The sequence below is a fragment of the Streptomyces sp. NBC_01775 genome (genome assembly GCF_035917675.1).
Classification (GTDB): Bacteria; Actinomycetota; Actinomycetes; order Streptomycetales; family Streptomycetaceae; genus Streptomyces.
Genome location: NZ_CP109104.1, coordinates 3538447 through 3564206 on the forward strand (window position 1 = coordinate 3538447; position 25760 = coordinate 3564206).

24 protein-coding genes and 1 pseudogene are annotated in these 25760 nt (G+C 69.6%); 11 read left to right on the plus strand and 14 right to left on the minus strand.

Annotation, left to right across the window (positions count from 1 at the left end; translation table 11 throughout):
- Positions 1-40: 40 nt before the first annotated feature.
- The 4 genes from OHB04_RS15715 to OHB04_RS15730 form a co-directional block, all read right to left on the minus strand.
- On the minus strand, positions 41-1429 hold the full coding sequence (locus OHB04_RS15715) for an alkaline phosphatase (RefSeq protein ID WP_326807660.1): 1389 nt from the start codon (positions 1427-1429) through the stop codon (positions 41-43).
- 313 nt (positions 1430-1742) lie between these two features.
- Positions 1743-2240, minus strand: coding sequence for a transcription elongation factor GreA (gene greA, locus OHB04_RS15720; RefSeq protein WP_326688316.1), 498 nt, complete (start codon positions 2238-2240; stop codon positions 1743-1745).
- Positions 2237-2449 carry a hypothetical protein gene (locus tag OHB04_RS15725; RefSeq protein ID WP_326688317.1) on the minus strand — a complete coding sequence of 71 codons (213 nt, stop codon included), beginning with the start codon at positions 2447-2449 and terminating at the stop codon, positions 2237-2239. Before OHB04_RS15725 ends, greA begins: the two co-directional genes overlap by 4 nt.
- Positions 2450-2652: 203 nt before the next feature.
- Entirely contained in the window at positions 2653-3786 is a 1134-nt protein-coding gene (locus tag OHB04_RS15730; RefSeq protein WP_326688318.1) for a substrate-binding domain-containing protein, read from the minus strand.
- Between the two features lie 428 nt (positions 3787-4214).
- On the opposite strand from OHB04_RS15730, the gene OHB04_RS15735 reads away from it, so the two are divergent.
- The 5 genes from OHB04_RS15735 (at position 4215) to OHB04_RS15755 (ending at position 9902) form a co-directional block, all read left to right on the plus strand.
- Positions 4215-6800 carry a sensor histidine kinase gene (locus OHB04_RS15735; RefSeq protein WP_326807661.1) on the plus strand — a complete coding sequence of 862 codons (2586 nt, stop codon included), beginning with the start codon at positions 4215-4217 and terminating at the stop codon, positions 6798-6800.
- The gene (locus OHB04_RS15740; RefSeq protein WP_326688320.1) at positions 6797-7273 is read left to right on the plus strand and encodes a roadblock/LC7 domain-containing protein; all 477 of its coding nucleotides are present in this window, start codon (positions 6797-6799) and stop codon (positions 7271-7273) included. The genes OHB04_RS15735 and OHB04_RS15740 overlap by 4 nt, the downstream gene beginning before the upstream one ends.
- A 51-nt stretch (positions 7274-7324) precedes the next feature.
- On the plus strand, positions 7325-7780 hold the full coding sequence (locus OHB04_RS15745; RefSeq protein WP_326692756.1) for a DUF742 domain-containing protein: 456 nt from the start codon (positions 7325-7327) through the stop codon (positions 7778-7780).
- Entirely contained in the window at positions 7728-8342 is a 615-nt protein-coding gene (locus OHB04_RS15750; RefSeq protein WP_326688321.1) for a GTP-binding protein, read from the plus strand. Before OHB04_RS15745 ends, OHB04_RS15750 begins: the two co-directional genes overlap by 53 nt.
- A gap of 426 nt (positions 8343-8768) precedes the next feature.
- On the plus strand, positions 8769-9902 hold the full coding sequence (locus OHB04_RS15755; RefSeq protein ID WP_326807662.1) for a DUF6924 domain-containing protein: 1134 nt from the start codon (positions 8769-8771) through the stop codon (positions 9900-9902).
- 70 nt (positions 9903-9972) lie between these two features.
- On the opposite strand, the gene OHB04_RS15760 is transcribed toward OHB04_RS15755, so the two are convergent.
- The 3 genes from OHB04_RS15760 to OHB04_RS15770 form a co-directional block, all read right to left on the minus strand.
- Positions 9973-10194 (minus strand): DUF397 domain-containing protein, encoded by a 222-nt coding sequence (locus tag OHB04_RS15760; RefSeq protein ID WP_326688323.1) that lies wholly within the window; start codon positions 10192-10194, stop codon positions 9973-9975.
- Between the two features lie 47 nt (positions 10195-10241).
- Complete coding sequence (locus OHB04_RS15765; RefSeq protein ID WP_326688324.1) at positions 10242-10817, minus strand: hypothetical protein; 576 nt, start codon at positions 10815-10817, stop codon at positions 10242-10244.
- A gap of 352 nt (positions 10818-11169) precedes the next feature.
- Positions 11170-11799, minus strand: coding sequence for a TetR family transcriptional regulator (locus tag OHB04_RS15770; RefSeq protein WP_326688325.1), 630 nt, complete (start codon positions 11797-11799; stop codon positions 11170-11172).
- A gap of 119 nt (positions 11800-11918) precedes the next feature.
- On the opposite strand from OHB04_RS15770, the gene OHB04_RS15775 reads away from it, so the two are divergent.
- Together OHB04_RS15775 and OHB04_RS15780 are read left to right on the plus strand one after the other, a co-directional pair.
- On the plus strand, positions 11919-12911 hold the full coding sequence (locus OHB04_RS15775) for an aldo/keto reductase (RefSeq protein ID WP_326807663.1): 993 nt from the start codon (positions 11919-11921) through the stop codon (positions 12909-12911).
- A 358-nt stretch (positions 12912-13269) separates the two neighbouring features.
- A pseudogene (locus OHB04_RS15780) lies at positions 13270-14121 on the plus strand (IS630 family transposase); the annotation flags it as partial.
- A 55-nt stretch (positions 14122-14176) separates the two neighbouring features.
- Here the strand turns inward: OHB04_RS15780 and OHB04_RS15785 are convergent.
- The 5 genes from OHB04_RS15785 to mca all read right to left on the minus strand — a co-directional run bounded on the left by OHB04_RS15785 (position 14177) and on the right by mca (position 18432).
- Positions 14177-14542, minus strand: coding sequence for a hypothetical protein (locus OHB04_RS15785; RefSeq protein ID WP_326807664.1), 366 nt, complete (start codon positions 14540-14542; stop codon positions 14177-14179).
- Between the two features lie 14 nt (positions 14543-14556).
- A complete protein-coding gene (locus tag OHB04_RS15790; RefSeq protein WP_326688328.1) occupies positions 14557-15813 on the minus strand; it encodes a helix-turn-helix domain-containing protein in 1257 nt (418 codons plus the stop codon).
- Positions 15814-16500: 687 nt separating this feature from the next.
- On the minus strand, positions 16501-17166 hold the full coding sequence (msrA, locus tag OHB04_RS15795; protein WP_326688329.1) for a peptide-methionine (S)-S-oxide reductase MsrA: 666 nt from the start codon (positions 17164-17166) through the stop codon (positions 16501-16503).
- Positions 17167-17198: 32 nt separating this feature from the next.
- The gene (locus OHB04_RS15800; protein ID WP_326688330.1) at positions 17199-17549 is read right to left on the minus strand and encodes a hypothetical protein; all 351 of its coding nucleotides are present in this window, start codon (positions 17547-17549) and stop codon (positions 17199-17201) included.
- 4 nt (positions 17550-17553) lie between these two features.
- Positions 17554-18432 (minus strand): mycothiol conjugate amidase Mca, encoded by an 879-nt coding sequence (gene mca / locus OHB04_RS15805; protein WP_326688331.1) that lies wholly within the window; start codon positions 18430-18432, stop codon positions 17554-17556.
- A 164-nt stretch (positions 18433-18596) separates the two neighbouring features.
- Between mca and OHB04_RS15810 the strand changes: the two genes are divergently transcribed.
- Positions 18597-19052, plus strand: a complete 456-nt coding sequence (locus OHB04_RS15810; protein WP_326688332.1) for a DUF4307 domain-containing protein — start codon at positions 18597-18599, stop codon at positions 19050-19052.
- Positions 19053-19218: 166 nt separating this feature from the next.
- Here OHB04_RS15810 and OHB04_RS15815 read toward each other — a convergent pair whose 3' ends face one another.
- On the minus strand, positions 19219-20016 hold the full coding sequence (locus tag OHB04_RS15815) for an IclR family transcriptional regulator (protein ID WP_326688333.1): 798 nt from the start codon (positions 20014-20016) through the stop codon (positions 19219-19221).
- 138 nt (positions 20017-20154) lie between these two features.
- On the opposite strand from OHB04_RS15815, the gene OHB04_RS15820 reads away from it, so the two are divergent.
- The 3 genes from OHB04_RS15820 (at position 20155) to OHB04_RS15830 (ending at position 24046) form a co-directional block, all read left to right on the plus strand.
- Positions 20155-21123 (plus strand): 5-dehydro-4-deoxyglucarate dehydratase, encoded by a 969-nt coding sequence (locus OHB04_RS15820; protein ID WP_326688334.1) that lies wholly within the window; start codon positions 20155-20157, stop codon positions 21121-21123.
- Entirely contained in the window at positions 21120-22490 is a 1371-nt protein-coding gene (locus OHB04_RS15825) for a glucarate dehydratase family protein (RefSeq protein ID WP_326807665.1), read from the plus strand. Before OHB04_RS15820 ends, OHB04_RS15825 begins: the two co-directional genes overlap by 4 nt.
- A gap of 161 nt (positions 22491-22651) precedes the next feature.
- On the plus strand, positions 22652-24046 hold the full coding sequence (locus OHB04_RS15830) for an MFS transporter (RefSeq protein WP_405805248.1): 1395 nt from the start codon (positions 22652-22654) through the stop codon (positions 24044-24046).
- Here the strand turns inward: OHB04_RS15830 and OHB04_RS15835 are convergent.
- Entirely contained in the window at positions 24030-25640 is a 1611-nt protein-coding gene (locus tag OHB04_RS15835; protein ID WP_326807666.1) for a hypothetical protein, read from the minus strand. The two genes, OHB04_RS15830 and OHB04_RS15835, sit on opposite strands and share 17 nt — an antisense overlap.
- Between the last annotated feature and the right edge of the window lie 120 nt (positions 25641-25760).

Sequence of the window (25760 nt, forward strand, 5' to 3'; positions counted from 1 at the left end):
AATTCGAGCCCGTCCGGCGCTTGAGCACGAAAAGGGGAGCTCAGCGCAGCCGCAGGGCCCCGGTCACCGTCCCGAAGAGGTCGGTCTGGTCGGTGACGCCCCTGACCCGGTCGGAGGCGGGCCCCATGCCGGCTATGCGGACCTGCGTCCCCGTGTGCTCCTGGTCCTCGGCGGGGTCGTTGTTGGAGTAGCTGACCTGGAGCGGCTGCCCCTCGTCGGTGACGAGCGTCGAGGACCGCCCCGCCGGCTTCGCGTCGACGGGCACGATCTGGCTGGCGTGCCCGTGATCGGCGGTGGTCACCACGAGCGTGTCGGGGTGCTTCTTGGCGTAGTCCTGGGCGACCTTCACCGCGCGGTCGAACGCCGCCGTCTCCCCGATCTGCCCGCAGGGGTCCGCCGCGTGGTCCTGCTTGTCGATCGAGGCGCCCTCGACCTGGAGGAAGAAGCCCTTGCCGGACTTCTTCGCCCGCTGCTTGGCCTCCAGCAGGTCGATGGCCTTGCTGGTCTGCTGGGCCAGAGCAGGCGTGGTGGCGGGGCGTTCGGGGTTGCTGGTGGTGCAGCGCTGGGGGTCGGTACCGCCCTTGGCGGCCTTCTTGCCGGTCCACTCGACCGGCACCGTCTCGGGCGCGAACAGCCCGAGCAGCGGCTGGTCCGGCCGCGCCGAGGCGAGCCCCTTCTTGTCCGTCACCAGCCGGTAGCCGGCCTGCTCGGCCTGCTCGGTGACGGTCTTGCCCTTGTACCGGCCCTCGCTGATCTTCTGGTCGAAGCGGGCCTTGCCGCCGCCCATGAGGACGTCCGCGCCGGTGGTGACGGTCTGCTCGGCGATGGAGCCCTCGCCGCCCTTGCCGAGCGTGTCCTCCGGGCACGTCTTCATGTCCTCGGGGCCCTGACAGTCACGATCGGTGACGTGCGCGTTCTGCACGGCGGGCGTGGCGTCGGTCAGCTCGGCCGTGGTGACGTCGCCGGTGGCCAGCCCCTTCTTCTTGGCCAGCTCCAGCATGGTCGGCTTCGGCTTGCCGGTGCCGGTGTGGGTCTTGGAGATGCGTCCATTCACCGTCTTGTACCCGGTGGCCCAGCCGGTGCCGCTGGCCGCCGAGTCGGTGACGTAGTCGGGCTTGCCCTTCTCGTCGACCGCGTAGGTGGTGTAGGCGCCGGTGGCGGGGAATCTGTCCATGTTCAGCCGGCCGTTGGCGCCCGCGGTGTAGTCCCGGGCGAGCGTGATCTCCGAGTCGCCCATGCCGTCGCCGATGAGCACGATGACGTTCTTGGCACGGTGGCCGCTCTTGGCCGTCGCGAGGTCCTGCCCGCCCCCGGGGCCGGCGTACGCGAAGGTCGGCACGGCGACCCCCGCGACCAGGACGGCGGCGGTGCCCCAAGCCAGCCTGCGGCGAGTGGTGCGGGAGAGACGCTGAGCGTGTGGCGTGGGCATGTGCGGTTCCTCCGGTGCGAGCGGTGATCCCTCGGGTCGGAGCCAAGCCGAACAGTTTGCCCTGTACATCCAATGCTGTGCGGGTGTCGTTCAGGTGCTGCGCCGGTGTACTCCGCGTGCACCGGCCCGCGGCCGAGAACGGCGGGCGGCCCGCGCCGGAGCGCGGGCCGCCCGCCGTGGAGCCTGTGGCCGAAGTTGCGTCCGAAGGGGCGCGGGGAACCGCGCGACCAGCCTGGGGGCACCTCCCTGCTCGAAGAGCTTGGAGGAACAGCCGCGGACGAACGACGGCACGCCGCGGCACTTTCCCGGGCGTTCAGCCCCGGTAAGGCTTGGCCTGGAGGATCCGTACGGCCGCCATCTTGCCGTTCGGCAGCTCGTACTCCGCGTCCTGGCCGACCTTCTTGCCCATCACGCCGGAGCCCAGCGGTGACTGCGGGGAGTAGGTCTCGACCTCCGCGCTGGCGTACTCGCGCGATGCCAGAAGGAAGGTGATGGTGTCGTCCTCGTCGCCGTCGAAGGCGATCGTGACGACCATGCCGGGTTCCACCACACCGTCGTCCGCCGGGGCCTCACCGACCTTGGCGTTCTCCAAGAGCTGCTGGAGCTGGCGGATCCGCAGCTCCTGCTTGCCCTGCTCCTCCTTGGCCGCGTGGTACCCGCCGTTCTCGCGGAGGTCGCCCTCTTCACGAGCCGCCTCGATCTTCTTGGAGATCTCGGTACGTGCAGGACCCGACAGGTACTCCAGCTCGGCCTTGAGCTGGTGATACGCCTCCTGGGTCAGCCAGGTGACGTTGTCGCTGGTCTGGGTCACAGGTGCTCCTCGTCGGTACTGGGAATCAACAGCAAATGCAGGAAACGCCCTACCAAGAAGGCTGCGCCTTCACAGGTGGGCGAAACCACGAGCTTAACAATTTCGGCGGAAAAGGGAAGAAGCCCATGGCGCCGCTCCAGGTCAGAGCGCCGCGCGGCCCGGGGCGGCTCCGCCGCGCGGCCCTCGTCCCGGGCCTTGTCCCGGCGCACGCCCGGCGCCGTCCGGACACCCGCCCCGCACCCGCCGGACACATCCACCCGGCACGGGCGCGGCACGCGCGGCACCCCCGGGTCCGGGCACGGCGCCCCGGCGCGCGCGGGGCCCAGGATCCGCGCTCGGCGTTCACACCCGGTGCGGGCGTGTCAGCGGTGGACGGCCTTGGCGAGGGAGCCCGTCAGTCGGCGGGAGCCCGTCAGTCGGCCCAGATCTCGCGGTAAGCCTGACGGTAGCCCTCGGAGTCCCAGGACAGCGCGCCGCCGCTGTTGGCGGCGGTCGAAATGTGGACGGGAGCGACGTATCCACTGGCCGGCCGGTCGGTGAAGGCGCGGTTGAACTCGTCGACGATCTGCCAGCCCTGCTCGGAGAGAGGCTCGGGCACGGTGGCTGCCTGGAACTGCTTGCCGTTGACGCGCTCGAAGGCCGACGGGTCACCGTCACCGGCGCCGATGTTGAAGGGGGCGCTGGTGCCCTCCTTGCCCGCGGCGCGCAGCGCGGGGGCGGCATGGCCGAAGTACAGGTCGTTGATGGCGGCCGAGTAGGTCCACTTGTCGCCGAAGCGGGAGAGCAGGGCGCGGACTTCCTTGGTGGAGCGGGAGTTGGCTTTGGGGATGGGGAGGTTCTTGTAGCTCAGCAGCTTCACGTCGGAGCAGGTGGCGAGCCGCTTCTTGATCAGGTCGGACTTGTGCTTGGCGAACGGTGCCGTGGCGTCGGTGAACAGCACGACGCCCGCGCGGCCCTTGGAGCGGGCGATGATCCAGTCGGCGCTGATGCTCGCGACATCCTCCACCCTGGAGGTGATGTTGCTGAAGAGCTCCGGTTGTCTGCTGGGGCCGGGGTCCGGGATGGCGTGCCAGCCGATCACCGGGATGCCGAGCTTCTTGGCCTTCTTGACCTGCGCGGAGGCGGTTTTGGGGTCGAATGCGGCGGCGACGATGCCGTCCGGCTTGAGTTTGAGGGCCTTGTCGAAGGCGGCCCGGTAACCGGCGGGGGTGCCCTTGCCGTTCAGGGTGCGGGCCTTCCATCCGACGACCTTGGAGGCTTCCTGGACGCCCTGGGCGACCCCGGTGGGGCCCGGATTGCTCAGGGTCTGGGAGATGAAGACGATGCTCTTGTTCCGGACAGCCTTGGGCCCCGAGGTGGGCCCGGTCCAGGGGGCGTCGACGTCTTCGGCCCTCTTCACGGACTCCTTGGCCTTGGCAAGGGCGGTGGGGCACCCGGGCTTGGCGGGCCTCTTGTCGGACGCGGCGGTGTCGGATTCGCAGCCGGCGGCGGTGGCCACGGTCAGGAGCGCGGCGGCTATCGCGACCGCCTTGCGGGTGGGGTACACAGATCTCCTCGCGAGGCAAGAGAGGATACAGACGGGTGGGGGCGGAGGGGAGACAGAGTACGGGCGCGGACCGCTCGGCAGGCAGCCCCCTCCGGATGTGTACCGCCCGCTGCCAGGGACGAAGGCGACGTCACGCGAGGTATCCGCGCGGATCGCGGGACAGGCAACTGCCCGCGTTCGGCGGGACGATGAGCGCTACCGATGAACGAAAAAGCTACAAACCGTGCAGACTTTGTGGCCTGAATCGAGTTCGGTCTTGCATGTACGCGTCCAAACGGTAGTGTTCACGGCTCCCGGATGTGTGGCGCGATCTTTTCGCTCGTATCCGGGCTTGAGTTATGAGAACGTCACGCTCCACTCCCGGTCGTCGGCGGTCGGCAACAACGGCACCTCGGTCATCGTTCGAAGCACATGGAAGGAGGTCAGGGGTGTCTGTGGACACCGTGGACCCGCCCCGGGAACGTGACGCGTCCGGGCGTGCACCGCTGAAACCGCGGTTCCGCCAGAGGGCGGGAGCCTTCCTCGACCGATGGCCGTTCCGGCGGAAACTCAACGTCCTGGTGATCGTGCCCATCGTGGCCGTCGGCGTGCTCCTGGGCCTCAGCGTCAACAGCGAAGTGGGCCAGGCGCGGGACGCCGGCCGGATCGCGGAGTTGGTGCGCGACAACGAGCAGGTCACACGACTGATCAACGACATCCAGGCCGAACAGCGCCAGGCGCTCGTGCTGTCCGTGGAGCACGAGTCGACCCGGCCGGGAGCCGCCCTGCCCTCGACCACCGCCTACCGCCACGCACAGCGGGGCACCGACAAGCAGGTCACCGCCGTGCGTTCCGCGTTCGGATCGAACCTGGCGAAGGACGAGAAGCAGGCACTGGAGTACATCCAGGGCCTTGCCGTACTGCGCGACAAGGTCGAACGGGGCTCCGTCCCCGCGGCCGGCATCAATCCCGCCTACGCCGCCGCGGTGGAATACCTGATCGACGGCGTCGGACTCGACCGCTTCTCCGGCACCGAGACGTCCTCGGTCACCAGCCTGCTCGAAACGGTACTGCGCGCCGACGCCGCCCACGCGGCCTTCGAGAGCGCGGTGTTCTCCGCGCAGACCAAGGACGCCAACTCCCTCACCGAGTACACCCGCGCGGTCGGCGCCCACGCGGTCTACAGGCACCAGGCGGAGCGTTTCGGCAGAATCGGCACCCCCAAGCAGGTCCTGGCCATGAACGGCATCGAGCGCAATGCCGAGGAGAACGGCATCGACGCCCAGTACGCGGAGCTCCAGATCGATCCGAGCTCCCTGGTCAACCAGTCGCCGCAAGACCTGCGCAAGGCGATGGCCGCCGGAACACGGCAGGCCGAGGCCCGCCTCGACATCACCGAGTCCCTGATCGAGCAGACCGCCGCCCGAGCCGACGAACTCTCCGAGAGCGCCCTGGAGAAGGCCCTGGCCCTGCTCGGCCTCGCGCTGCTCGGCTTCGCCTCCTGGCTGACCTTCTCCGTCCTGGTCCGGCGCTCGGTCGTACGTCCCCTCACGGCCCTGACCGGCGCAGCCCAGCAGGTGGTCGACGTGACGGGCGAGGAACTCGCCCGGGTCGGGGAGGACGAGTCGGCGGACAGCACCCCGCTACGGCCGCGGCCGATCCCCGTCCCGGTCCGCGACGAGGTGGGCGACCTGGCCGAGGCGTTCAACCAGGTGCAGGTCACCGCAGCCGCGCTGCTGGAGCGGCAGGTGCTGAGCCGCCGCAACGTCGCCGAGATGTTCGGCAACGTCGGGCGCCGCGTCAGCAACCTCACGTCGAGTCAGCTGATGCTGATCGACGCCGTCGAACGCGAGGAAACCGACCCCGAGGTCCTGGAGCGGCTCTACCGCATCGACCACATCGCCGTGCGTCTCCAGCGCAACGCCGACAGCCTGATGCTGCTCGCCGGAATCCGGGAGACCGAGATGGAGGCCCGGCCGACCACCCTGGCCAACGTCCTGCGGGCCGGTCTCAGCCAGATCGAGGCCTATCAGCGGGTATCCCTGCGCTCCGAGGCGGACCTCACCGTCGCGCCCGACATCATCGGCGACCTGACGCTGATGCTCGCCGAACTGCTGGAGAACGCGGTCACGTTCTCCCCGTCCCACACACCCGTCGAGGTGGTCGTCCGGCCCGGTACCGACGTCACCTCGGAAGGCGGCGCGCTGATCGAGGTCATCGACCACGGTCTCGGCATGAGCGCGGATCGCCTCGCCGAGGAGAACGCCCGACTGGTCCGCCGGGAGCGGCTCGACCTCGTACCGACCAAGGTGCTCGGCCTCTTCGTGGTCGGAAGCCTCGCCCGGCGCTGGGGCATCCGGGTCGCTCTGAGCCGGACGCCGGGCGGCGGGGTCACCGGCACCGTCTGGGTTCCCTCCGCCCTCCTGCTGTCCATGAGCCCCATGGACCCCACGGGCACGGCGTCGGCCCCGGCCACGACCACGACCACGGGTACGGCCACGGGTACGGCCGAGGTCGTCCCGGAACTCCCCACGGGCTCCGGGCCGGGCTCCGGGCCGGAGCCCGCTCCGCCGCCGGCCGCCGGATCCACACCCCCGCCCGTGCCGGTAACCGCCGAGCCCGTGCCGGTCGCCGCCGAGCCCGTGCCCGCACCGGCCTCCCGCACCGCGCCCGAGCGGCGTCCGGCGGCCCCGTCAACCGACGGCGGCCTCCCCCGGCGCGTCCCGGCCCGCAGGAGCGCGGAGCCGACGACCGCAGCCGACGACGCGGAGCGAACCACCGCCGCCGATCAGCCGCCCGCCGCACAGGCCCCCAGGCCGCTGCGGCGACGGGTACGAGGAGCGACACTCCCCATGACCACCCCACCGCCCGACCGGGGCATTCCGGACGTACGCCAGCCGGTCGACGCCGACGCGGTCCGCTCGGAACTCGACGAGTTCGAAGCCGCCGTACGCAAGGCAGAGCACGACAGCGCCACTCCCCCCACGGAAGCAGCACCACCGCGACACCAGCAATCCGAAGGAGCCGGGCAGTGAGCACGCCGACAGGTAACAGCAGTTCCGAGCGGGCAGAGACCACCGACCTGCGGGCCGCCGTGGCCGACTTCACCTGGCTGCTCGACCGGTTCGCCACCCAGACCGCCGGTGTCGTCGACGCCATCGCGGTGTCCTCCGACGGCCTGCTGATCGCCGTCTCCCAGCCGCGCGAGCAGGACGCCTCCGAGCGGCTCGCCGCGATCGTCTCCGGCATCACCAGCCTCGCCGCCGGCGCCTCCGGCAACTACGGCCTCGGCAGCCTCAACAAGGTCATCATCGACCTGGAGGGCGGCCATGTGCTGGTGTCGGCCATCGGCTGCGGTGCCGTCCTCGGCGCGGTGACCTCGAAGGAGGCGAAGCTGGGCAACATCGCCTACGAGATGACCCTCTTCGCCAACCGGGCCGGAGCAGCGCTCACCCCCCAGTTGGTGCTGGAGCTCAAGAAGAGCGCCGGCGCCGCCCCCGCCGGCTGACCCCTCCCTCGACACGGAGAGACGGGTACAGGCACTCAGGAGGGGATCGTGATGGCCGCCGGTGAACCAGAACCGCACGAGGCGGCTGGCAGTGCGGGGGAAAGCGCGGAGGGCTCGCCGGAGCCGGTCGGCCGCGCTCCCGCGATCCGGCCGTTCCTGCTGACCGCCGGCCGGGTCTCGGGAAGCGGCGCGGCGACACCGCTCCCGGTCGAGACCCAGATCGTGACGACTGAGGCCGGGCTCTCCGCCCTGACCTCGCTCACCTTCGAACAGCACGACATCGTCGCCGCCTGCCGGCGTCCGCAGTCGGTGGCGGAACTGGCCGCCCGGCTGCGGCTGCACCTCAACGTGGTCCGGGTGCTGGCCGACGACCTGCGCACCGCCGGACAGCTGGCGGTACACGTGCCGAACGCCAGGACAGCCCAGGACACCTCCGTACTGCGAAGGGTTATCGATGGTCTCCGTGCCGTCCCCGACTCACGGGGCTCACTCCGGGACAGCGGTTGAACAGCCGCCGCTACCGGTCAAGCTGGTTGTCGCCGGTGGCTTCGGGGTCGGCAAGACCACGGCTGTGGGCTCGATTTCCGAGATCCGGCCGCTGACCACCGAGGCCGCGATCACGGAGGTCGCGGCGGGCGTGGACGATCTCACGCACACCCCCGGCAAGACCACCACCACGGTCGCCTTGGACTTCGGCTGCATCACGATCTCCCCGACCCTGAAGCTCTATCTGTTCGGGACCCCCGGCCAGGACCGGTTCGGCTTCATGTGGGACGACGTGACCGAGGGCGCCCTCGGCGGCCTGGTGATCGTGGACACCCGCCGCCTGGACGACTGTTACGCGGCGGTGGACTACTTCGAGCACAAGGACATCCCGTTCGCCGTCGCCGTCAACGCGTTCGACGGAGAGATCCAGCACGACCTCGACCAGGTGCGGTGGGCGCTGGACGTCTCCGAGCACGTACCGCTGATCGTCTTCGACGCGCGGGAGAGGGGCTCGGTCCGGGACGCGCTGCTGGTCGTCCTCGAAGTCGCCCTCTCCCGCGCGGAGAGCGCCGAAGAGGACTGACTCCCGGGCTCGGGTCCGCTGTCGATCGCGTACGGGCCGCGAGACCCGATGTCCGCTCCCGGGGATCGGCCGCGGTCGCGCGGGTGCCGTTGCCGGTGCCGGTGCCGGACTGGCCGGCAACCGGATCGCGGAAGGCTTCGTCCTCGTTTCCAGAGGCGTTCTCAAACGGATCACCCCGCGTCGGCCTGCACCGGCCGGGAGGGTGGCGGGGGTGGTGGGCGCCGCAGACCAGCCTTACCGGCCGCCTACCCGAAACAGGACAGACCCCTGAAGATCCACGAGCTCACCGACACGCAGATCCATGCCCTGGACGGAGTCCGGGACGAATGGCTGACCCATGGCCTCGCGACCGGTCCCGCCGACCGCCCCGAGGCCGAGGCGGGTGTGGCCGACGCCTACCGCGCGGCAGGCCTGGAGCCTCCGACGATGTTCATCTGGCTCGACTCGCCCATGGCCGGAGCCATCGGGGCCTCGATACTGACCGGCACGGCGGCCCCCGCCCACGCTCCGGCTGCTCAAGATCAGGCCTGGGCCCAGGTCCGGGAACAGATCGAGACGCAGGCCCCGGCCCGAATCCGGGGCCGGCTCGGGACCGAAGCCGGAGATCAGGTCCGGGATCAGGTCCGGGATCAGCTCTGGTCCGAGTTCGAGGCCCGGGCCAGGCGCGAGATCCGGGCTCGGATCGAGGACGAGCTCTGGCATCGGATCCATGAGCGACTCCACGGGCAAAAGGTCCGGGACGAGGTCGGGGGCCGGGTCTGGACCCAGATCCGGGAACAGCTCGGGGCCCACGTCCACCGGTCCGTAGGCGGCCAGCACGACGCCGAACGGCTCGCGGAATTCGACTACTTCCGTGCCCACTGCTCCATCACGGAGGCCGACCGACTCGCCGGCGTCATGCGCGTCGCGCGGTCGGCGGGGCGGTGGTGGCCCTTCGAAAACGCCGTCATCCTCACCGAGCGCCCCACCGTGCTGCACCGCGACGGCCAAGGCCGACTGCACTGCGAGACCGGCCCCGCCATCGCCTACCCCGACGGATTCGCCGTCTGGGCGTGGCACGGCGTGCGCCTCCCCCCGGATCCGGTCACAACGCGACCGACCATCGACCGTACGGATCACGACTCCGAGGCCGAAGCCGTTGTCGTACGCACGGATCACTCGGACGACAAAGCGTGGCGGGCGGTTGTCGACCTGCTCAACCAGCCCGACGGCGAGTTCGAGGTGCGCACCCACCTGGTCGACGACCGCGCGTTCGCCGGGGCGAGCCCGGATGAGGTGGTGCTGTCCGCCTTGGCCGGCCAACCGCGGCTCGAAGTCGTGTTCCTGGCCGATGCCGCCACGATGAGGGGAGAGCACACCCTGCTCGCGGTGGCGACCGGGAGCCAGCTGGACGACGTCGACGAAGAGGAGGAGGAAGACGAGGTAGAGCTCAGAGCCGAGTTCCGCCTGCTGCCCACGCTGGTCAATCTGATGCACGTGAACCTGGCCATCGGGCACTCGGACTTCTGGTCATTCGCCTATGCGGCGGCGGACGACCCCGATTACGTCTACCGAGAATGACCCCCGCTCACCCCTCAGCGGGCGCCACGCCGATCGGGCAGGGGACGCCCGTCCCGCCGGGGCCGGCCTCTCATGTGCTGCGTGGCAGCCAAGAGCTGGTGTTCGACAATCTGGCTATGTCGCTGACGAACTCCGACCACGCCTGTGGGGCAACCGCGAGTAGTGGGTCTCGCGGAGACTTGGTGTCCCGCACCCATACCAAGGGCGCTGGGGTGTCGCAGGAGGCGACTTCGACGCAATCCAATCCTGCTGAGTCGCAGTAGCTGGATCTGATCCACAGGGGTGCGGTCATGGTTTCTCCGTCGCGTGTGGAATGCCCTTTGCTGTGCGGGAAACCGCTCACGTGTCGCCGTATCCGTCAGGCCGGTTGATTGGCAGCTCGGTGATACCGAGGTCCCGCCGCATCGTCTGCCTTACCTCGTACAAGCACTCCGAGGCGCGTTCCAGTCTCTGTTTGACGTCGCCCAGCGACTCATCTGCGGCTGCCTGCTGCTCATGCTGCGTAAGCAGGATGTGAATGCGGTGGAGCTGATGGACGAGGTTGCCCCCGGCGGCGAGCACATCGTCCGGAACCACCATCTGAGCTTCGGCATACACGCTGCGTAGGTTATGGCGGGACTCTTCCCGGTCCTGCGTCCGCGGGTTGGCCTGCCCCGCCTCGAGCGCCAGGTAGTGCTTGGACAGCGCCTGATGAAACTGCCGCAGGTGGTGGTTGAGCGCCGTGTAGGACGCTCTCCGTTCGTTGACGGCCTCGCGATGGTCCGCCGCCGACAGATCTTCACGCCGCTGCCGTTCCGTGTGGTCGAGTTCCATCGATTTTGAACGGAGAGCGCTGCGATGTGCCAAGACACCGGATGCGAGCGTGCCGACGACCCCGACCACAGCGACGATCAAGGCGCTCGTGGAAGGAGACATGGCCAGAACGTACCCGAACAACCGTTGCTGGGCAGCACATTGCCCCTGGAAGGCCGGATCGGTGCCGTGTCACGGCGCTGCCCGGGATCGAGCGGTGCCACCCGGTTGCCTCCGGGGCAGGCGCAATCCCTCTAGTGATCTGAGTCGTAGGTTTGTCGTTGGTTTGGTGTGACAGCCGTTGACGAGGGCCGCTACCGCCATCCGTATGGCCACCGCCATCACCGACCGTCTGGCTGGCCGCGGGCTCGACGTCATCACTCCCGCGGCGGCGGCCCGCGCGTTCGTCCACCAGGTCATCTTCGACGGACACACCCGGAGGTATGCGTCAAACCCAACGGCTTGGGCGTTGGCCTCAGTCCGGGCGAGGGAACACGCGCTCGACGGCGGTCACCAGTGCGGCGCGGCGGGCGGTGATGGAGGGGTCCACGGCCTGGTCTGCGGCTGCGGCGGCGATTTCGGGCTGCCCTGCCCAGGTCATGGCGATCTGGTTGATCAGGGCGAGGATGTCGACCGGGTCCCAGACCGGGTCGAGCAGCCCGGTGCGCTGAGCGTCGCGAAGTTTGTCGAGCTTGCCGGCGATCGTGGCCTGGAGGCGGCTGGTGGTGTTGCCTGCGGACTCGGCTAGTTCCAGGCGGCCCCACGTGATCAGGCGGTAGTGGTCAGGGCGCGCCGCGAAGTGGTCGAAGAGGATGCCGGCGTAACCGGGCAGGTCGGCCGGATCCAGCTGAGTCGCCTCGACGAGTGCGGTCGTCTCGCGTTCGGCGACGTGCGCGTAAAGGGCTTCCTTGCTGCGGAAGTAGGCGTAGACACGTTCCTTGCTCGTCCTGGCCTGCTTGGCGATGCGGTCCACGCGGGCGCCGGCGATCCCGTGCCGGGCGAACTCCTCCGTGGCTGCGGCGACGATCCGCCGGCGCGTGGAGTCGGCGGACTCGCCCGCGATGGCGGCGTCCGAGGTCTGGCCAGGGCTGGTGGAGCGAGACATGAGTCCAGGATAGGCGACCGAACCGTTCGGTTTTGCGCAGCACTCCGGACAGGCGTAGGTTCACACCGAACAGTTTGGTTTGGTCGGTCGACTGCCGACATGACACGAGGAGCGATCTCATGCAGCACCGCACCCTGGGACAGCAGGGACTGCGCGTCTCCGCGCTCGGACTGGGCGTGATGGGGATGTCCATGGCCTACGGCCCCTCGAACGACGAGGACGGCACCTCCACCATTCACCGCGCCCACGAACTCGGAGTCGACTTCTTCGACACTGCCGAGGTGTACGGCCAAGGCACCGGCAGCAACGAGACGCTGCTCGGCAACGCAGTCAAGAACTTTCGCGACGAGGTCGTCCTGGCCACCAAGTTCGGCTTCGACATGGCCAGCGAGACGCCGGGGAGCGGCGTCAACAGCCGCCCCGAGAACATCCGCAAGGTCGCCGAGAACAGCCTCCGCTACCTCCAGACCGACCGCATCGACCTCTTCTACCAGCACATCTCCGACCCCGACGTACCGGCCGAGGAGGTCGCCGGCACTGTCGGTGACCTGATCACCGAAGGCAAGGTGCAGTACTTCGGCCTGAGTAACGTAGGCCCCCAGTACATCCGCCGCGCCCACGCCGTCACCCAGGTCACAGCCCTTCAGTACGAGTACTCGATCTTCGAACGCGAAGTAGAGGACGCGATCCTTCCGGTCCTGCGAGAGCTGGGAATCGGCCTGGTACCGTACTCGCCGCTCGGCCGCGGCTTCCTCTCCGGCGTGGTCAAGCCCGCCGCCGAGTATCCCGAGGACGACATGCGCCGCTGGGACGAGCGCTGGCAGCGCGAGAACTACGTCCACAACCTGAGCGCCGCCGAGCAACTCCGAAAGCTCGCCGCCACCAAGGGCATCACCCCCGCCCAGCTCGCCCTGGCCTGGCTGCTCGCCCAGGGCGAGGGCGTCGTCCCAATCCCGGGCACCCGCAGCGCCACACGTCTGGAGGAGAACGTCGGCGCCACCGACGCAGAACTCACCGAGGCCGACCTGGCCCGTATCCGGGAAGTCCTCCCCCAGGGCTCCGCAGGCAGCCGCTACCCGGCCTCGGTGATGGCCGGCTTCCGCACCGACTGACAGCCCGTACTCCAAGTTCGGCGGTCCCGGGCAAACGGCGGCGAGCAGCGGCAGCATGTCCTCCTGGGCGTGGCTATGACCGGGAGGACACGCCGACGCGCGCACCAGCCACAGTGCACCCTGCTCCTCCTGGTCATCCTCAGGGTCAACCAGTGACGGAAGAACCGGCGGGGTTCCGGCGATGCGACAAGCATGCCTTCCCAGAATTCCCAGAATGCGGGCGGCACAAAAACCACTTCTACAGATTGGCCTGCCTGTCTTGGCTGTTGCCCGGGCCCGTGCGATAGCCCCGACCCCCGCCGAGCGAGAGCAGCTGAAGATGATGGCCTACGGTCAAAAGACCGAGCACCGGCTGCGTATGCGGGCTCAAGTGGTCCTGCACGCGGTGCGTGGGCGCTCCAACGCGCGCATCGCCCGTGAGACCGGATTACACCTGGACACCGTGCGGACCTGGCGAAACCGATTCGCTGCGCTGGGACTCACTGGGCTGGCCGACCGCAAGCGCTCCGGCCGTCCGCCCCGCTTCACCGCCTTGCAGGTCGCCCAGGTCAAGGCCCTGGCCTGTCGGCTTCCCTTCGAGGCCGACGCGCCACTGTCACATTGGTCGTGCCTGGAGCTGGCCCGCGAGGCCATGGCGCGAGACATCACCACGTTCGTGTCGTCCTCCACCGTGCGTCGCTGGCTCGCCCAGGACACCCTCAAGCCCTGGCAGCACCGCTCCTGGATCTTCATCACCGACCCTGACTTCCGCCCCAAGGCCGAGCGCGTGCTGCACCTCTACGCCCGCACCTTCAACGGCAGACCGCTCGGTGCGGACGAGTACGTCATAAGCGCGGATGAGAAGACCTCCATCCAGGCCCGCTGCCGCTGTCACCCCACCCTCGCACCAGGACAGGCGAGGGCGATGCGAGTGAACCACACCTACGGCCGCGGCGGCGCGCTGGCCTACTTGGCCGCCTACGACGTCCACCACGCCCGCGTGTTCGGCCGCACCGAAGCACGCACCGGCATCGACCCCTTCATGGCCCTCGTCGCTCAGGTCATGCGCCAGGAACCGTACACGAGCGCAAAACGCGTGTTCTGGGTCGTCGACAATGGCTCCTCCCACCGCGGCAAGAAAGCCGCAGACCGGCTGACCGCTGCGTTCCCGAACACGGTGCTGGTCCACACCCCTGTGCACGCCTCCTGGCTGAACCAGGTGGAGATCTTCTTCTCCGTCGCGCTGGCAGCTCGATCAACCCCCGAAGGACTTCCGGAGCCGACCACTAAGCCAGGGGCTCCGCGATGGCCTCGAAGACATCGGAGTCGGTTTCCCGCTGCCACTCCGGCAGGTCAAGCCAGTCGGCTACGTAGCCCGGTTTGGGTTCCTCGAAGTGCTTGTACATCTGGGCCGTCCAGCACGTGGCGACGAAGCGGCCTTTCTGTTCGCGGGAGAGGCGGGAGGCGTGGCCACCGCTGAGGTTGAGGAACTGGCGTACCTGTTCGTAAACCGCGCCCGCCGCTTCCCGCTCCCAGTCGGGAGTATCCGCCCAGGGGGTCACGTACCCGGGTTTCGGTTCGCCAGGAAAGTGCTTGCGCACGCCCGCAATCCACGCCTCCCGGAACAGCCGCGCGCCCTCACTCTGCGACATGCAAGCCCCTCTCGTTAAGTGGTGCCCAATGCGGCGATTTCAGCTCCCAGTTCGGCCATTGCACCACGGCTGGCCAGAGGGCTGAACTCTTCCCGAAGTCCTCGGAGTCTACGGGTCACGTAGCCGGAGCCGGACTCCTTGGCCAGCCGCACGGCCTCCCGCCCGAACGAGACGACCTGATCTGGGTCGTGCCTCTTGGCACCGATCGCGGCCAGGTCGGTGAGGACTGCCCCACGGCGGCGGTACGAGTGCCCGTTCGCCAGAGCACTCTGCCGCAGGGCGTTCATAAGAGCCGACTCCGCAAGGTCGAGACGACCAAGTTGCACGTACCGAGCGCCACGCTCCTCAGCCAGCCGCGAGCCATCGAAGCGGAGCCAGCCGCCATTGTGCGCCGCCGCGTCGAGGGTGCTGACTTCCTCAGCCGTGTCCAGAGCGCGCTCACACGCTGCCAGGTCACCCAGACCGGCGTATGCCTCTGCCTGCACCGAGGCCACCCAATAACGCGTAGCCAAGGAGCTGTCACCACGCTTGGCAATTCCGTCCGCCGCTGAGAGCACTTCACTGGCTTCTCGGTACTGCCGCCCGGACATGTCCACGTACGCGTGCCTCACGAGTGCGCAGGCCCACAAGTCGTACTCACGAGCGTCCTTGCTGGCCGACGCTGCGAGCCCGTATGAAGCGGCGGCATCCGTGTACCGGTTACCGTCGAACGCCAACTCACCGGCCAGTTGGAAGAGGTCACCCGCTGCACTGCACATCGAACGGAACTCTGCGGCGGACCTGTCGCGAAGCGCGCTGTTCAAAGAGGTGAGTTGTTCGCGCACCACGGGAAGGACGGAACTCTTCGAGCGGGCCCCTTGGTAAACCCGCCATAGGTGTTCGTTCATGCGCAGGAAGTCGGCCGATTGGGCTCGGTTGGCACCATCGGCAAGCGCCTCTGCCGCATTGGCAGGTAGACCGGTCAGGGCACTTGTCACTGCGATCGCGCGCAGGAATTCGCGTCGGATCATGTCGTCAATGGTCTCCGAGGCGGGACACCCGTTGGGTGGCGGCCCAGCCAAATTCGGGGATCGGACGTGTGCCTTGGTCGTCAGAGCATCGAGTTCGCTCAGGCTCATGCCCAGCGCGCTGGCCAGCCTTGGACGGATGGGTGGCTGAATCTCCGACTCTTCCCGCTCCCAACGGCCAACGGTTCGTCGGTCCACGCCGACCTCGTGAGCCAGCGTCTCCTGACTGTAGCCCAGAGCTTTACGCCGGTCTGCAAGCCTCATTCTGCCCACCCTCGACACCGTCTCGCGCCCTTCCCAGGTAGCGCGGGGGTTGTCCCAGCAATGTCCCAAGAGTGCCCCATGGATGCCGTGGAGTACCTCAAGTCCGCCCAGTTCTCTGGATTCTTGTCACCCCAGTGGGAACGACGGACGAGGAGACATGGCATGGATGGTGGGCACGCCGGTGCGGGAGCGGCTCCGCCGCTGGGGCTCAATCCGGAGTCTCGGCGCGACCGGGGGAGCGCCAAGGAGCCCCACCCGCTCCTTGAGCGTGCCGCCCGAGAGCACGCGCGCGCTTACGACGCGGCCAGCGGACGCACAGGTGAGGTTCGAGCCCTCGTATGCGGCTACGTGGACCCTTCAGCGATGCCCCAGATGAGACGCCCGCGTGATCTGGTCTTCCTACGGCCCGAGGGCGGTGGCCGGGAATTCACCACGTCGCCAGAGATGGTGCGAGTCATCGGGGGTGGCCGATGATCCGAGCCCTCTTCGTACGCGTTGCCTCCGTTGGATGCCCGCACCCGACTCTGGTCAGAATCGCTGGGAAGACCTTCTGCCAGAGCTGCGGTGCACAGATCTACCTCTGATCCACTATGTGGCTGCGGCCCCATGATGGCCGCCCTCGCTCGGTTTCGGGAGAGGGCGGCCATCATGGGGCCGCAGCCATGGAACGAGCACTGCTGAGTGCGATCACTCCTCTGTCGGTGTAAGCCCGATCGGGCAGCTCACACCCGTCCCGCCGATGCCGCAGTAGCCGGCGGGGTTCTTGTCGAGGTACTGCTGGTGATATCCCTCGGCCGCGTAGAAGGGACGAGCGGAGGCGGGGAGGAGTTCGGTGGTGATGCCGCCATGGCCGGCGGAGGTCAGGACCTGCTGGTAGGCGTCGCGGGACGCCTGCGCCGCCTTGGCCTGGGCCTCGGAGTGGGTGTAGACGGCCGAGCGGTACTGGGTGCCCGTGTCGTTGCCCTGGCGGAAACCCTGGGTGGGGTCGTGGGCCTCCCAGAAGCGCTTGAGCAGGGTCTCGTACGACACCTTCGCCGGGTCGTACACCACGCGTACCGCCTCGGTGTGGCCGGTGAGACCCGAGCAGACCTCCTCGTAGGAGGGGTTCGGGGTCGAGCCGCCCTGATAGCCGACCAGGGTCGTGTAGACCCCGTCCGTCTGCCAGAAGACGCGCTCGGCGCCCCAGAAGCAGCCCATGCCGAAGTCCGCGGTCTCCAGACCCTCCGGATACGGGCCCTGGAGTGGCGTGCCGAGGACCGTGTGGCGCTCGGGGACCGGGTAGGCGGGCTCCGGGCGGCCCGGGAGGGCCTCCTCCGGAGCGGGGATCTGGTTCTTGGACCTGCCGAACAGCATGGGTGCTCCTGTCCGAGGAGAGGGGAGGCGCCTCAGCCGGTTGTCTTCGGCTTGGGCGCGGCGGAGGCCGCCGACGCGGCCGGTTCCTTCTCGGCCGCCGGCTCGGCCGCCGATTCCTTCTTGACCGGCTCCTCGGCCGCCTCGCGGCGGGCCTCGGAGGCGGCCGGCGCGCCGTCGGACGCGCCGGAGGCGGAGGAGGTGGGCTTCTCCTCGAAGTCCACCCGCTTCATGTGCTTGTTCATCGACTTCATCAGCATCCACACCGCCATGCCCATCACAGCGAAGACGATGAAACCGAGGACGCCGGGGGTGACCTTGTTCTCGTCCAGGTCCTTCGCCGCGAGGGGGAGGACCTGGACCAGCGTTGTCTGCGTCGGGCTCATACCGTCAATTCTGGCGGATGCCCGCGAAGAGGTCGTCCTCGGGGAGGGATGTGTCCACGAGCGACTTCGCCAGCTCGTACTCCTCGGTGGGCCAGACCTCCCGCTGGACGTCCAGCGGGACCCGGAACCAGCCTCCGTCGGGATCGATCTGCGTGGCGTGCGCGATCAGCGCCTTGTCGCGGATCTCGAAGTACTCGCCGCAGGGGATGTACGTGGTGATCTCGCGCGCCTTGATCCCCATCTCCTCCCACCGCTTGAGCCACTCCGTGTACGGCGACTCCAGGCCCCGCTCCAGCATGGCGTTGTGCATCGCGACGGTGCGCTCGCGGTTGAAGCCCTGGTTGTAGTACATCTTCTGGGGCTGCCAGACGGGGCCGAACTCCGCCTCGGGGTACTTCTCGGTGTCCGCGGCGTGCTCGAAGGCCACCATCGTGATCTTGTGGGTCATGATGTGGTCCGGGTGCGGGTAACCGCCGTTCTCGTCGTAGGTCGTCAGCACCTGCGGCCGGAACTCGCGAATGAGCCGCACCAGCGGGCCCGCCGCCTCGTCCACGTCCTGGACGCCGAAGCAGCCCTCCGGGAGCGGGGGCAGCGGGTCGCCCTGGGGCAGCCCGGAGTCGACGAAGCCGAGCCACGACTGCTTGACGCCGAGGATCTCCCTGGCCTCGTCCATCTCCTTCCTGCGCACCTCGTGGATGTGCTCCTCGACGTAGGTGTCACCCTGGAGCTTCGGGTTGAGGATGGAGCCCCGCTCTCCCCCGGTGCACGTCGCAACCAGCACGTCCACCCCCTCGTCAACGTACTTCGCCATGGTCGCCGCGCCCTTGCTCGACTCGTCGTCGGGGTGCGCGTGCACGGCCATCAGTCGCAGTTGCTCAGTCAAGACTCAATCCTCGTAAGGTCACAGCGGCCCCGCCTCAGCCCGCCCTCAGCGGCCCGCCCTCAGGAGTTTCGCGGGCGGCTTCTATAGTGACCGAATCAGCGCCCTGATGTATTCCCCGTATTCTCCGCCACCCGCCCCGGCCACCCCGCTGAGAGGAACGGACCATGGTTGACCTGCGCCAGGAGGCCCAGGAAGTCCCAGAGGTCCCGGAGGCCCCAGAGGTCCCCGAAGGGCGTTACGGACGCGCGCGGGGCACGGTGCGGGGCGCCGAGGCGCGCACGGACCGTCGCCTGAAGATCACCGGCGGTGTGCTGGGCGTCCTGATGCTGGCCCTGATCGCCTGGATCGGCTCCTCCTACATCTCGGGCCAGGAGGTCAGCGGCGAGCTGATCAAGTTCAAGGTCGTCTCGGACAGCGCCGTCGAGGTCCACCTGGAGGTCCGCAAGGACGCGGGCACGGCGGGGGTGTGCACGCTGCGCACCCGCGCGGAGAGCGGCGGCGAGGTCGGCCGCAAGGACGCGGCGATCGCCGCGCCGAAGTCCCGCGTCGACACGGTGATCACCGTCCGTACGACGTCCCGCGCGACCAGCGCGGAGCTGGTCGGCTGCCAGAAGAAGTAGCCCTCGGGCCCGCTCGGGCCCCCTCGGGCGCCGGCATCACGCTTCGGGCGCGGGCATCACGCGCATGACGCTTCGGACGCGGGCATCACGCTCGCGCGCGGGCGGCGGTCCTCGATGACCACCGGAACGAAGGGCTGAGGGCAGGAAGAGGGCAGGAGGGGGACTCCTACCGCCACTGCGGCCCCGCAGCGCCCGCCCGTGGTGCCGCCGCCTCGATCTTCTCCCGGATCTCCCGCATCACGGTGACGATCCGCTCCTCCCTGCCCTCCGCCAGCCGGGCCGACGGCACCGAGCAGCTGATCGCGTCCATCGCCGGCGCGTCGTACCGCAGCGCGAATCCGAACCCCGCGATCCCCGGTACCCCTTCCTCCCGGTCCACCGCGTATCCGCGCACCCGTGCCTGCGCCAGGTCCGCCACCAGCGAGGCCCGGTCGGGGTGCGTATGGGGGGTCAGCTGCTCCAACGGGCCTTCCGCCACGGGCAGTTCGCCGTCGTCCCGCTCGGCCAGCAGGGCCTTTCCCAGCGCCCCCACATGCGCGGGAAGCCGCCGCCCGACCCGGCTGAAGGGCCGCAGGTATTCGTGCGACTCGCGGGTCGCGAGGTAGACGACGTCGCCGCCGTCCAGGCGCGCCAGGTGAATGGTCTCCCCCAGCGCGTCGGACGCCTCGTCCATGTACGGCCGCGCCACCCGCACCCGCGGGTCGCTGTCCAGGTAGCTGGTGCCGGTGAGCAGTGCCCGGATGCCGATGCCGTACAGCGAGCCGGTGGCGTCGGTCCGCACCCAGCCACGGTCGATCAGCGTCTGGAGCAGCGCGTACATGCTGCTGCGGGGCACTCCCAGCTCCTCGACGAGTTCACGCAGCCGTGCGGGCTGGTCCCCGCGGGCCGCGAGCAGTTCCAGCAGGTCGACCGTGCGGCCCGCGGACTTCACTTCGCGTACGCCCCCGCCCCCAATATCCGCCATGGGTCAGATCGTAATCCGCGCCGGACGGGCACGCCCCGGTGGAGCTCGCGGCAGCCGCTGCGGCCCTATTGACGGTCCCTGTTCACATCTCTAACCTCCATCTCCATAGATAGACGCCATCTACATAGGGAGATATCCATGACGGCCGACAAGGCCGCCGCGGCGACAACAGCGGTCCGGCTGCGGGAGGGCATGGCCACCGGTGTCCTCTCGTTCCCGCTCACCAGCTTCTCGACCGACAAGGACGGCGGCGGCACCACCGCACTCGATCTGCCCGCCTTCCGCGACTACCTGGCCGCACAGATCGAGACCGGCCCCGGTGCGCTCTTCCCGGCGTGCGGCACGGGGGAGTTCTTCTCCCTCGACGAGGACGAGTACCGCCGGGTCGTCACGGCGGCCGTGCACGAGGCCGACGGGCGGCTGCCGGTCGTCGCCGGGATCGGGTACGGCTGGGCGCAGGCCGCGCGGTTCGCCCGGATCGCGGAGGAGGCGGGAGCTGACGCCGCACTCGTGCTGCCGCACTATCTGGTCAAGGGCCCGCCCTCCGGGCTGGTCGAGCAGCTCCGGCAGATCGCCGCCCGCACCCGGCTGCCCCTCATCGCCTACCAGCGCGACCAGGTCACCTTCGACATGGACAGCCTGCGCGCGCTCGTGGAGATCCCCGGCGTCATCGGTCTCAAGGACGGGCACAGCGACCTCGACCGGCTCCAGCGGCTCAAGCTGGCCGCACCGGAGGACTTCCTCTTCTTCAACGGCGCCGCGACCGCCGAGGTCCAGGCCCGGCCGTACGCCAGCATCGGGGTCACCGCGTACTCCTCGGCCGTGCACGCCTTCGCCCCCGAGATCGCGAACGCCTTCTTCGCCGCCCAGCGCAAAGGCGACGACGTGACGGTGGAGCGGCTGCTGCGCGACTTCTACGTGCCTCTCGTCGAGCTGCGCGACCGCGTCCCCGGCTACGCCGTCTCGCTGGTCAAGGCGGCGGCCCGGCTGCGCGGACGGCCGGTCGGACCGGTGCGTGCCCCGCTCACCGACCCGGGGCCCGGCGACCTCGCCGACCTCGAAGTACTCCTGGCCACCGGACTCGACCTCGTGGGAGCCGCACGATGACGCGAACACCGACCACGGCACCGACTGCGGCACCGAAGACAGCACCGACGGCAGTACCGACCACAGCACCGACGGCCCAGCAGCTCACGATCACCGCGGTGCGGCTCACGCCGATCCTGGTGGCCGACCCGCCGCTGCTGAACACCCAGGGCGTCCACCAGCCGTACACCCCGCGCCTGATCATCGAGGTGACCACGGCCGGCGGCGTGACCGGCGTCGGTGAGACATACGGCGACACCAAGTACCTGGAGCTCGCTCGGCCGCTCGCGGACAAGCTCACCGGGCACCACGTCACCGATCTGAACGGGCTCTTCACCCTGGCCCACGAGGTCGCCGTCGACGCCTCCCGGGTCGAGAACTCGGTGGACGTCGGCGGGCTGCGCGGCGTGCAGACGGCCGACAAGCTGCGCCTCTCGGTGATCTCCGGCTTCGAGGTCGCCTGCCTGGACGCCTGGGGCAAGGCGGCGGGCCTGCCGGTGCACGCGCTGCTGGGCGGCAAGGTGCGCGACCGTGTCGAGTACAGCGCCTACCTCTTCTACCGCTGGGCCGAGCACCCCGCGGACGCCGGCGGCGAGACCGACGACTGGGGTCCGGCTGTCGACCCGGCCGGCGTGGTGGCTCAGGCCGAACGCTTCGCCGACACCTTCGGCTTCACCTCCTTCAAGCTCAAGGGCGGCGTCTTCGAGCCCGACCAGGAGATCGCCGCGATCCGTGCCCTGGCCGAGCGCTTCCCCGGGCAGCCGCTGCGGCTGGATCCCAACGGCGCCTGGTCCGTGCCCACCTCGCTGCGGGTCGCCGAGGAACTCCGGGACATCCTGGAGTACCTGGAGGACCCGGCCAGCGGTACGGGGCGGATGGCCGAAGTGGCGGCGAAGGCCGGGGTGCCGCTGGCCACCAACATGTGTGTGACCACCTTCGGTGAGATCCGTGAGGCGTTCACGAAGGACGCGGTGCAGGTCGTCCTCTCCGACCACCACTACTGGGGCGGGCTGCGCAACACCCGCGAACTGGCCGCGATCTGCCGCACCTTCGGCGTCGGTCTGTCCATGCACTCCAACACCCACCTGGGCATCAGCCTCGCCGCCATGACCCATGTCGCGGCCACCGTGCCCAATCTGGACTACGCCTGCGACAGCCACTACCCCTGGCAGACCGAGGACGTCCTCACCGAGCGGCTCACCTTCCGCGACGGCCGCCTCGACGTCACCGACACCCCCGGGCTCGGCGTCGAGCTCGACCACGACCGGCTCGCCCCGCTGCACCAGCGCTGGCTGGATGACGACGGCACCATGCGCGACCGCGACGACGCCGCTGCCATGCGCGTCGCCGACCCCGGCTGGACCCCGCCCCGCATCCCGCGCTGGTAGACCCCCGGGCATCCGCCCCGTACACCTCCGGCCCGTACAACTCCCGGCCGTACACCTCCCGGCACGGGCGGGCCCGAGGGCCGGGTGCCGAGTTCCCCACCCCCGTCCCCCCACCCCCATCCCCACTCCCCCCGCGTCACTTCTCTCCCCACAGCCGTCCAATGGCGGGCGGCCCTCACGTTACGGAGCCGCACGTGACCGCAGACAAAGCGCACGTCGCCTCGCAGCACCCCGCCGTCCGCAGCGCCGTCCACAAGATCTTCCGACGCGTTGTGCCCCTCTTCTTCGTGATGTTCGTGGCCAACTACGTCGACCGCGTCAACATCGGCTTCGCCCAGGACCACCTCAAGGCCGACATCTCCCTCTCCTCCACCGCCTTCGGCTTCGGCGCGGGCCTCTTCTTCGTCGCGTACGCCATCTTCGAAGTACCGAGCAACATGCTCATGGAGCGCTTCGGCGCCAAGGTCTGGCTGACCCGCATCATGATCACCTGGGGCCTGGTGGCCTCCGCCATGGCGTTCGTCAACAGCGCCGAGATGTTCTACGTGCTGCGCTTCCTGCTCGGCGTGGCCGAGGCCGGCTTCTTCCCCGCCGTCATCTACTACTTCACCCGATGGCTGCCCGACGCCGACCGCGGCCGGGCCACCGCCATCTTCCTGATGGGCTCCGGCACCGCGTCGGTCATCGCCGGACCTCTTTCCGGCGCGCTCCTGGAGATGCACGGGATCTGGGGGCACAGCGGGTGGCAGTGGATGTTCTTCATCGAGGGCATGGCCTCGGTCGTGCTGGGTCTGTTCTGCTTCCGCTTCCTGGACTCCCGGCTGGAGGACGCGACCTGGCTGAACGACGAGGAGAAGTCCGAAATCGTCAAGGCGATCGACACCGAGCAGGAGGCGAGGGACGCCGAGCGCGGCACGGCCCGGATCTCCCGCTGGAAACTGCTCGCCGACCCGCAGATGCTGCTGTTCTGCTGGCTCTACTTCGCGATCTCGGTGGCCCTGTACGCGGTGACGTTCTGGCTGCCGAGCATCGTGGACGACATCGGCGGACTCTCCGAGTTCGAGGTCGGGCTGCTGGTCGCGGTGCCGTGGCTGTGCGCGATCGGCGCGGTGTACATCTCGGGGCGGACCTCGGACCGGGTGGGGAAGCGGCGGCCCTTCCTGGTCGGCGCGCTGCTGCTGGGCTCGCTCGGCACACTGCTCGCGACGCTCGTCTCGCCCTGGCTCGCGCTGGGCGCGCTGTGCTTCGCCGCGATGGGGTTCAAGACGGCGTCCCCCATCTTCTGGACCATTCCGCAGAGCTACCTCGACGCGCGGATCGCCGCCCCCGCCATCGCTCTGGTCAACTCGCTCGGCAATCTGGGCGGGTTCGTCTCCCCCACGGTCTTCGGGATACTGGAGGACACGACGGGCAGCGCCGAGGGCGGGCTGATCGGGCTGTCGGTGGTCGGTGTACTCGCCGCGGTGACGGTGTCCCTGGTCCGGGGCGGCGGCCGTAACGAGCGGCGTCGGCGCGGGAAGCCGAGCACAGTACCGAGTCCTACCCAGGCCACCTGAGCCCAGCCGCGGGCCACCGGCCCGTACTGCCGGTGACCCCGGCGGGCGGCAGGGCGACGCGCCAGCCGGGGTTGTAGGTGCCGGGGACGGGGTGGAGTCGCCAGCCGGCGCGGGCCGCCCAGGCCGGAAGGGGGTGGCCGCGCAGGATGAGAGCGCTCGGGGGGTGGGCGGCGGTCGCGTCGGCGGGGCGGCAGCCGGCGGTGTGGGCCACCGGGACGGCCGAGCTGTTGCCGCTCAGCACGCACGGCGGCCGTACGCCGTGGGCGCTCAGCAGTCGGTCGAGCCGCCGCCAGTCCTCGCGCGCCGCCGCCTGGATGCCCGAGTGGAGTTCCAACTGGTAGAGCTGGAAGCCCAGTTGGAGGGCGACTGCTGCGGCGGCCAGCGGCCGGAGCGGGCGGAGCCGGGGTGTGCGGCGTACGCGGGGCGCGAGGGCGCACCCGCCCAGTGCCGCGACGGGGGCCAGCAGGGCGTAGGCGGGCAACAGGAAGCGGGGGGCGGCGTAGCTCATGAAGAAGAGGTACGGCACCGCGACGGCGAGCCCCGCCACGAGGGGCAGCACCGCCTGTCGCGTGCGCCCGCGCGCGCGTGCCGCGTGGACGCCCAGCGTCACCAGCGGCGGGATCAGCAGCCACCAGGCGACCGAGGCCCATCCGACGGGTGTGCCCCCGCAGGGCCGGCACAGCAGCGGGCCGTCCAGCGCGGCGGCGTGCGCGGGCAGGGAGAAGGCGGGCCGCATGCCGCCTTGGACCTCGCTCGCGGCCCGCACCCGCGCCGGCACACCCCCGAAGCGCAGCTGAGCCTCCACGATCCACGGCACCAGAGCGAGCGCCGGCCCGGCTGCCACCGCACCGGCGATCCACGCCCACCGTCCGCGCGGTCGCCCGCGCTCGCCGGACCGGGCGACCGCCCACAGCGCCACAGCGAGCAACGCCAGGGCGGGCCACACCGCGTCGTTGGGCCGCATCAGCGCGGCGCCGGCCAGCCCGGCACCGATCCCGGCGCACAGCCGCGATGTTGGTGTGCGCGAGGTACGCGAGGTACGCGAGGTACGCGAGGTACTAGGCGTACTCAACGTACTCGTTGTGAGATCCGCGCGTACGAAGCAGCCCACGGCCGCCGCGAGGCCCATCGCGACGTAGTGGTTCGGCATGGCGGAGCCCGCGTAGAAGAGGGCGAACCACACGCTGCCGTAGAACCCCGCCGCCAGGGGCACCACCCCGCCCACCCCGCCCGTCCCACCGGCCCCTTCCGACCGGCCCGACGGCTCCGGCTGCGGCCCCCGCTCCTGGAACACCCGCAGCCAGGGCCGATACCCGAGGTAGAGGGCCAGGGAGGCGGTCACCGTCAGATAGCAGCGCAGCGCGGCGACCGAGTCGGTGAACGCGGCCACCGGTGCGATCAGCAACGGCACGCCCCGGGTGCGCGGCGCGCTGAAGGGCGTCTCGGGGCCGTACGGCGTGAAGCGGCTGGCGTAGACGAGTTCGTCCCAGCCCAGCGGCAGTCCGGGCCGCACGACGGTCAGCGACAGCACGCCGAAGAGCACACAGACGACGATCAGCCGACAATGGGGATCACGCGTCACAGAAGATGACATGAAGGGCATCTTGCACGCACGATCCCGCTCTGCCCGGGAGGAGCGGGCGGGGAATGGGCGACGGATGGAGCGGGTGGCAGGTGGAGCGGGTGGAGACGGGTGGAGGCGGTGGAGATCAGC

Coding starts and splice junctions, on each gene's coding strand:
- OHB04_RS15830 (WP_405805248.1), top strand. CDS start 22,652: ATGGCGGGCGGCCCTCACGTTACGGAGCCGCACGTGACCGCAGACAAA.
- OHB04_RS15755 (WP_326807662.1), top strand. CDS start 8,769: ATGTTCATCTGGCTCGACTCGCCCATGGCCGGAGCCATCGGGGCCTCG.
- OHB04_RS15765 (WP_326688324.1), bottom strand. CDS start 10,817: ATGTCTCCTTCCACGAGCGCCTTGATCGTCGCTGTGGTCGGGGTCGTC.
- msrA (WP_326688329.1), bottom strand. CDS start 17,166: ATGCTGTTCGGCAGGTCCAAGAACCAGATCCCCGCTCCGGAGGAGGCC.
- OHB04_RS15800 (WP_326688330.1), bottom strand. CDS start 17,549: ATGAGCCCGACGCAGACAACGCTGGTCCAGGTCCTCCCCCTCGCGGCG.
- OHB04_RS15820 (WP_326688334.1), top strand. CDS start 20,155: ATGACGGCCGACAAGGCCGCCGCGGCGACAACAGCGGTCCGGCTGCGG.
- OHB04_RS15770 (WP_326688325.1), bottom strand. CDS start 11,799: ATGTCTCGCTCCACCAGCCCTGGCCAGACCTCGGACGCCGCCATCGCG.
- OHB04_RS15790 (WP_326688328.1), bottom strand. CDS start 15,813: ATGAGGCTTGCAGACCGGCGTAAAGCTCTGGGCTACAGTCAGGAGACG.
- OHB04_RS15745 (WP_326692756.1), top strand. CDS start 7,325: ATGGCCGCCGGTGAACCAGAACCGCACGAGGCGGCTGGCAGTGCGGGG.
- OHB04_RS15815 (WP_326688333.1), bottom strand. CDS start 20,016: ATGGCGGATATTGGGGGCGGGGGCGTACGCGAAGTGAAGTCCGCGGGC.
- OHB04_RS15835 (WP_326807666.1), bottom strand. CDS start 25,640: ATGTCATCTTCTGTGACGCGTGATCCCCATTGTCGGCTGATCGTCGTC.
- OHB04_RS15715 (WP_326807660.1), bottom strand. CDS start 1,429: ATGCCCACGCCACACGCTCAGCGTCTCTCCCGCACCACTCGCCGCAGG.
- OHB04_RS15810 (WP_326688332.1), top strand. CDS start 18,597: ATGGTTGACCTGCGCCAGGAGGCCCAGGAAGTCCCAGAGGTCCCGGAG.
- OHB04_RS15775 (WP_326807663.1), top strand. CDS start 11,919: ATGCAGCACCGCACCCTGGGACAGCAGGGACTGCGCGTCTCCGCGCTC.
- OHB04_RS15750 (WP_326688321.1), top strand. CDS start 7,728: ATGGTCTCCGTGCCGTCCCCGACTCACGGGGCTCACTCCGGGACAGCG.
- OHB04_RS15760 (WP_326688323.1), bottom strand. CDS start 10,194: ATGACCGCACCCCTGTGGATCAGATCCAGCTACTGCGACTCAGCAGGA.
- OHB04_RS15785 (WP_326807664.1), bottom strand. CDS start 14,542: ATGTCGCAGAGTGAGGGCGCGCGGCTGTTCCGGGAGGCGTGGATTGCG.
- OHB04_RS15825 (WP_326807665.1), top strand. CDS start 21,120: ATGACGCGAACACCGACCACGGCACCGACTGCGGCACCGAAGACAGCA.